Raw genomic sequence first — 6,163 nt, 5'->3', positions numbered from 1 at the left:
GGCGGGCAAGCCGGCGAAAGTCGCCCTGACCGCCATCATGCGAAAGCTCATCATCCTGGCCAATGCGCTCTTGCGAGATCAGCGAAACTGGTCTTCAAAACCCGCTTGATCAATACGGATACTCTAGACTCCGAGTGGAGGGGTAAAATCGCGATTGACAGCCGTCTCTCTCATGATCGGCTTGACCACATGCGTGAGAACGCATGGGAATTCGTGGCAACGGAGGCCACTGAGGCAGGATCTGCTCCTGATGCATCTGGGCGTGATGGTTGGCCGGTTCTGATCGTGCATCAGAACGGCCGCCTCTCCTTCGTGTCGCCCGAGCGAAGCACCGCGGCGGAGCGAGGGGACATGGTCGTGTGGTTCCGGTCATCAAAAGCCGCCGCGTCGAGCCTAGACGGGGTCCGGGGTGCGGCCCAGACCTGAACCGATCTGCGGAGCTTCCACTCGGCATGATGCACGAAGCGGCGCTGAAACCGCGCCCCGCCTCGAGCCATGCGTGGACCCGCCGGCATCGGATACTCGCGACGGCTTCGACTACGTCGGCCCTGGGAACGAGGTGGGTGAGACCATCAGGAGAAATACGATCACGACCACCGCCGCCGCCAGAACAAACCAAACTCGCTTCCCCATGCCGTCCTCCGTTCCGAACCACCAGAGAACACAGGCCGAGAGTTACATTCCGCAGACCTGCGTCCCGAAGAGTATGGCCTTCAAGAATGGCTCTCCCGACGGATCTTGCAAGGGACCCGAATACAGCAATCCCGTTCGGCATTCCTTCATCCGCCCATCAGCCCGGCAGGGTCAGGCGGGCCGTCGGTTCCAAACAGAGAAACATGGTCTGGCATCGTACCAACAAAGCAAGCTGAGCTTTGGAATCCGGGAACACGCACTGGTCCGGTTTGTTCTGCCTGCAGTAGCCAAATCTGGGGGCGGAAGTGCCTATCCGATATCCGCTCATTGCAATCGCGGCCATTCCATTGGCCGCTTCGACCATATCGCCGTTAGTTGCGCAGGATGAACGGGCGCAGGAATTAGCCGCCTACGACACGAGCACCGTCGACCTCGAACGGGGTCGAGCCGTCGTCGTCGGGGCCTATGTCGCCTCTCCAGGCCAGGAAGCGGAGGGCGCTCCTGCCATCAATCCGCAGGCCGGCGCATGCTTCCAGTGTCATGGGATCGACGGCAAGGGCGACAAGGCCGCCGTGTTCCCTCGGCTGACGGACCAAACCTATAAATATCTCTACGATTCCCTGAAGGATTATGCGTCGGGCGTGCGTCAGAACCAGATCATGACGCCCATCGCGAAGGCGCTGACCGAGCAGCAGATGCGCGATGTCTCCGCCTATTACGCAGCCCAGAAGGAGGCTGAATATCCGCCGCCTGATCGCGTCGACCCTCAGATCCTACAGCATGGCGCAGCTCTCGCTGCGGTAGGGAATGCGAGACTCGGCGTTCAGGGATGCATCAACTGCCATGGGCCGGACGGGGTGGGGCTACCTCCGACCTATCCCTATCTCGCCGGTCAGTACGCCGCCTACCTCGAAGCGCAGATGAAGGCCTGGAAGACCGGCGAACGCAAGGGTGACGGCTTCGGGATCATGGAGAATATCGCCAAGCGGCTAACCGATGAGGAGATTCATGCGGTCTCGCAGTACTATGCCGCTATCCGGCCACGTTCCGTGACCCCCGAGCAGACTGATGCCGCGGCTCCGATGGTTCCGCTTCCTCAAATCTCGGCACCGACCCTGGGAAGATGATGATGAACAACTCAGTGCTCCGCTCTCTCGCAATTCCCTTCGTCGCACTCGCCGTTGCAGCCATCGATCCTGCCTCGGCCCAGGACAACTCCAACAGGAGCGGCAACCGATCGGACCAGAGAGCATCGGGAGACGGACAGGCTGAAGTCGGTCAGCCGAATGCGCAGACCGCTTATGTCGGGGCTGGAACGACCAATGGCTCGACGACGGGCTACAGCGGACCGACGAAGGTGACCAACAGCACACCGGGGCAGATCGAGGTGCCGCCTCTGCCGAGTCCGAAGCTTTGCGAGCCTTACCGGGACACGCCAGCCGCCTATCAATCCTGCCTCTGGGTTTCACTCAAAGATTGAACAAGGGGACTGCATAGTGACCGAGAAAATCTCTCGCCGTGATCTCCTCAAAGTCGCTGGCGTGACAGGTGTTGCTGTCACGGTTCCGGAAGCGATTGCCGCCGAGGAGGCCCCTCAGCAGGTCGCACAGGCGACCATTCCTCAAACGGCCAATGTAGCACCTCCGCCGCCTCAGGGCCTGCCCAACCAGAGAGGAATGCTCTTCTTCTTCAACGACGAGGAGGCCAGCTTCGTCGAGGCAGCCGTGGAGAGGCTTATCCCGGCCGATCCGGAATGGCCGGGAGCCGCGTGGGCCGGCGTTCTCAACTTCATCGACCGCCAGCTTGCCGCTGCCTATGGCGCCGGAGCGCGAATGTATCTGAAGGGGCCCTGGGTTCCGGATGCGCCTCCGCAGCAAGGCTACCAGCTGCGCTATACCCCGGCTCAGCTCTACCGGATCGGGATTGCAGAAACCCGTGCCCAGGTCAAAGCGAATTACGGCGGACGCGAGTTCTGGGAACTCAACGCCCCTGTCATGGATGAGGTGCTTTCAGCCCTTGAGAGCGGCGCAATGCAGCTCCCCTCGCTTCCGGCGCCCGTTTTCTTCGAGACCCTGCTGGCCAATACCGTCGAAGGCTTCTTCGCCGATCCGGTCTATGGCGGCAACCGTGAGATGGTGGGCTGGCGCATGGTCGGCTTTCCCGGCGCCTATGCCCAGTTCATAGACTTGGTTGAGCTCTACAATCTGCCTTACACGCGCCCGCCGATCAGCATCGGCGATACCGGCGCGCGGCAGTCCTACCTCGATGGGCACACTCACGGCACTCAGAAGCGGTAGGAGAAGGGTATGGCACTACGCATGAAACCGGTCGACGTCGCGCTGGTCGGCGGCGGCCTGACCGCCGCCATTCTCGGGAAAGAGCTTGCCGAAGCCGGACTGACCGTCGTCGCTCTCGAACGTGGCGGGATGCGCCAAACAATTCCGGACTTTCAGTCGCCGACGATGCACGACGAGCTGAAATACGACGTTCGCCATGCCTATGCTCAGGACGTCAGCGTTCAGACGCTCACCTTCCGCAACTTTGTCGGGCAGCAGGCTCTGCCGATGCGCCAACTCGGCTCCTTTCTGCCTGGCGAAGGCGTTGGAGGAGGGGCAACGCACTGGAACGGACAGACGTGGCGTTTCCAGCCGGAATGGTTCGTCCTGAAAAGCTGGGTGAATGAACGCTATGGACCGGACTTTCTCCCAGACGACGTGACCATCCAGGATTGGGGCATCACATACGAGGAGATCGAGCCCTATTACACCTTCTTCGAGAAGGTCATGGGGATCAGCGGAGCACCGGGCAACATCAAGGGGCAGATTCAAGTCGGCGGCAACCCGTTCGAGGGGCCGCGCAGCGAGCCTTATCCCAATCCGCCGATGAAGCAGTCCCACTCCGGCTACCTTTTCGGACAGGCAGCCGCGCAATTGGGCTATCACCCGTTTCCCGTTCCTTCTGCGAATGTAACGCGGCATTACACGAACCCCTTCGGGGCAGAAATAAAGCCCTGCATGTATTGCGGCTTTTGCGATCCTTTCGGATGCGAGCACTTCGCCAAGGCCAGTCCCCAGGTCTGTATCCTGCCCTTCGCGCTCGCCAACAAGAACTTCGAAATGCGCACCCATTCATACGTTCTGCGCGTGGAATGGGACCGGCAGGCGAAAGTTGCGACGGGGGTGACCTATGTGGATGCTCAGGGGCGGGAAACGTTCCAGCCGGCCAATATGGTCGTGCTCTGCGCCTTTGCGCACCACAACCCGATCCTGATGCTGCAATCCGGCATCGGCCAACCATACGATCCCGTCACGAGAACGGGGACGGTCGGGCGCAACTACACCTACCAGACGATGACCGGCGCCAGCATTTTCTACGATGGCAAGAAGCGCATCAATCCATTCATGGCCGCAGGCGCTCTCGGCACCGCCATCGACGATTTCAACAACGGCAGCTTCGACCATTCAGGACTGGGCTTCATCGGCGGCGGCTACATCGCGGCCTACCAGACCACCGGGCGGCCCATCTATCACCATCCGGTGCCCGAGGGCACGCCGCGCTGGGGGCTGGAGTGGAAGCGGGCTGTCCGCCAGCACTACAACAGCACCGTCAGCCTCTCTTTCCATGGCTCTTCGGTTCCCCATCCGAACAACTATATCGGCCTCGACCCCACATACACCGATGCCTTCGGGCAACCCCTCGGGATGCTCACCTACGACTTCCCCTACAACGACCGCCTGATGGCCAGATACATCACCGAGAAGGTTGCGGGCATCGCCCAGGCCATGGGTGGCGACCGGATCAGCGTCAGCTGGCTGGACGATCACTACAGCATCGTTCCCTACCAGACGACCCACAACACCGGCGGCGCGATCATGGGGACGGACCCGAAGACGAGCGTCGTGAACCGCTACCTGCAGTCGTGGGACCTGCACAATCTGTGGGTCATGGGCTCATCGGTCTTTCCCCAGAATGCCGGCTACAACCCCACCGATACGGTAGGTGCCCTCGCCTACTGGGCGGCGGACGCGATGATCAAGCAGTACCTAAAAAATCCAGCCCCTTTGGTGCAGCCATGATACGTCCATTGCACGTCGGCGCCGCAACCATCGTAGTCGTCTTCATCACCTCCACCGCCCTCTCGCAATCGATTTTCGGTTTGTCGGACGATCTGCGGGAGCCGAACCGCGAGGCCGATCCGAACCGCGGCAGGTTCATAACCATCGGAGGCATGTTTGCCGATCAGCGGATCGGGTGCGTTCAGTGTCATGGGATCGACGGCGCGGGCAATTCGAGCGGAGCCTTTCCGCGCCTGACGGATCAGGCAGGCTGGTACCTCTATAAGACCCTGCAGGATTATGCATCGGGCCTGCGCCCAAGCGACATCATGGGGCCGATCGCGCAGACGCTCACTCTGCAGCAGATGCAGGATGTGGCGGCCTACTATGCCAGCATCAAGGATGCTCCGTATCCGGCTGAGCCACAGGTCGACGTGCAGGTTCGGCAGATTGGCGGGGCTATCGCCGCCGTTGGCATTCCCTCCCAAGGAGTCCCGGCTTGTGACGGATGCCACGGCCCCAACGGGATCGGACAAGCCCCGCTCTATCCGTTCCTGGGAGGGCAGTTCGCTCCCTACCTGGAACATCAGTTGCTGCTCTGGAAGCAGGGTCGGCGCGACGGCGACCCCATGAACGTCATGGAGCTGATCGCAAAGGCGATGACGGAGGAGCAAATCCGGGCGGTATCGCTCTACTATGCTTCGATACGACCGCTGGACGTGATCCCCCAGGACGTCCGGTACGCTCCGGGCTCGGGCACGCGTCCGGATGGAATAGGTCCAGGCGCTCAGGCGGCAGACCAAAACATGACCGATGTCGGCGCGGTGCGAAGCCCCGAGCCAGGCAGGGGACCAGTGGTTGTTCCGGGAGTTGAGCCTGCCGGGCCGCCCGCACCGACCGTCGAACTGCCACTGGGACTCCCGCGCCGCCCGCTGTCCCCCAATGCTCTTCCACCCTATCTCTCCCCACCTGTCGACGAGAGGCCGCGTGGCACTACGACCACCACAGGCGCCCCTGTCCAGAATCAGCAGTAGGAAACCAACCGTGCCCTTGTTGCTGCGTGAATGGAGGAAGAAGCCTTGCCGGGCTCTGGCCGCGGCATCTCTCTTCATGCTGGCCGCCTGCAACGAAGGCTCCAATTCTCAGGACACCTATTCGCAGGATTACAATCCCGACCTGCAACGGATCGTCGGGGGCGATCCGGAAAGAGGGCGCAGGGTCATTGCGAGCTACGAATGCGGGGCCTGCCATACGATTCCGGGAATTCAGGGCGCTCACGGCATCGTAGGCCCACCACTGACGAAATTCGCCCGACGTCAACTCATCGGCGGTGTCGTACCCAACCAGCCGACATTGCTCATACGCTGGGTTCAGGACGCCCCATCGCTCATTCCCCAAACGGGTATGCCGGACCTCGGGCTGACCGACGACGAAGCCCGGGACGCCGCATCCTACCTCTATACGCTCCGGTGATG

Annotated in this window: 6 protein-coding genes and 1 pseudogene; all 7 read left to right on the top strand. The window is 61.6% G+C overall.

Translation table 11 applies throughout. From position 1 onward, the window contains the following. Positions 1 to 109: pseudogene (locus ACFOYU_RS20035) on the top strand (IS110 family transposase); the annotation flags it as partial. A gap of 829 nt (positions 110 to 938) precedes the next feature. Beyond that, the gene (locus ACFOYU_RS20030) at positions 939 to 1,760 is read left to right on the top strand and encodes a c-type cytochrome (protein WP_377034975.1); all 822 of its coding nucleotides are present in this window, start codon (positions 939 to 941) and stop codon (positions 1,758 to 1,760) included. A gap of 14 nt (positions 1,761 to 1,774) precedes the next feature. After that, positions 1,775 to 2,113, top strand: a complete 339-nt coding sequence (locus ACFOYU_RS20025) for a hypothetical protein (RefSeq protein ID WP_377034974.1) — start codon at positions 1,775 to 1,777, stop codon at positions 2,111 to 2,113. A 16-nt stretch (positions 2,114 to 2,129) separates the two neighbouring features. Continuing rightward, positions 2,130 to 2,930, top strand: coding sequence for a gluconate 2-dehydrogenase subunit 3 family protein (locus tag ACFOYU_RS20020; RefSeq protein WP_377034973.1), 801 nt, complete (start codon positions 2,130 to 2,132; stop codon positions 2,928 to 2,930). A 9-nt stretch (positions 2,931 to 2,939) separates the two neighbouring features. Continuing rightward, positions 2,940 to 4,709, top strand: a complete 1,770-nt coding sequence (locus tag ACFOYU_RS20015; RefSeq protein ID WP_377034972.1) for a GMC family oxidoreductase — start codon at positions 2,940 to 2,942, stop codon at positions 4,707 to 4,709. Next, positions 4,706 to 5,722: a c-type cytochrome gene (locus ACFOYU_RS20010; RefSeq protein WP_377034971.1), complete on the top strand. Its 1,017-nt coding sequence runs from the start codon at positions 4,706 to 4,708 to the stop codon at positions 5,720 to 5,722. Before ACFOYU_RS20015 ends, ACFOYU_RS20010 begins: the two co-directional genes overlap by 4 nt. Positions 5,723 to 5,732: 10 nt before the next feature. Next, positions 5,733 to 6,161 carry a c-type cytochrome gene (locus ACFOYU_RS20005; RefSeq protein ID WP_377034970.1) on the top strand — a complete coding sequence of 143 codons (429 nt, stop codon included), beginning with the start codon at positions 5,733 to 5,735 and terminating at the stop codon, positions 6,159 to 6,161. The last annotated feature ends 2 nt before the right edge of the window (positions 6,162 to 6,163 follow it).

Origin of the sequence: Microvirga sp. GCM10011540 (assembly GCF_042650665.1) — a bacterium.
Lineage (GTDB): Bacteria > Pseudomonadota > Alphaproteobacteria > Rhizobiales > Beijerinckiaceae > Microvirga > Microvirga lenta.
This window is presented reverse-complemented; position numbering and strand designations above follow the sequence as displayed.

Coding starts and splice junctions, on each gene's coding strand:
- ACFOYU_RS20015 (WP_377034972.1), top strand. CDS start 2,940: ATGGCACTACGCATGAAACCGGTCGACGTCGCGCTGGTCGGCGGCGGC.
- ACFOYU_RS20010 (WP_377034971.1), top strand. CDS start 4,706: ATGATACGTCCATTGCACGTCGGCGCCGCAACCATCGTAGTCGTCTTC.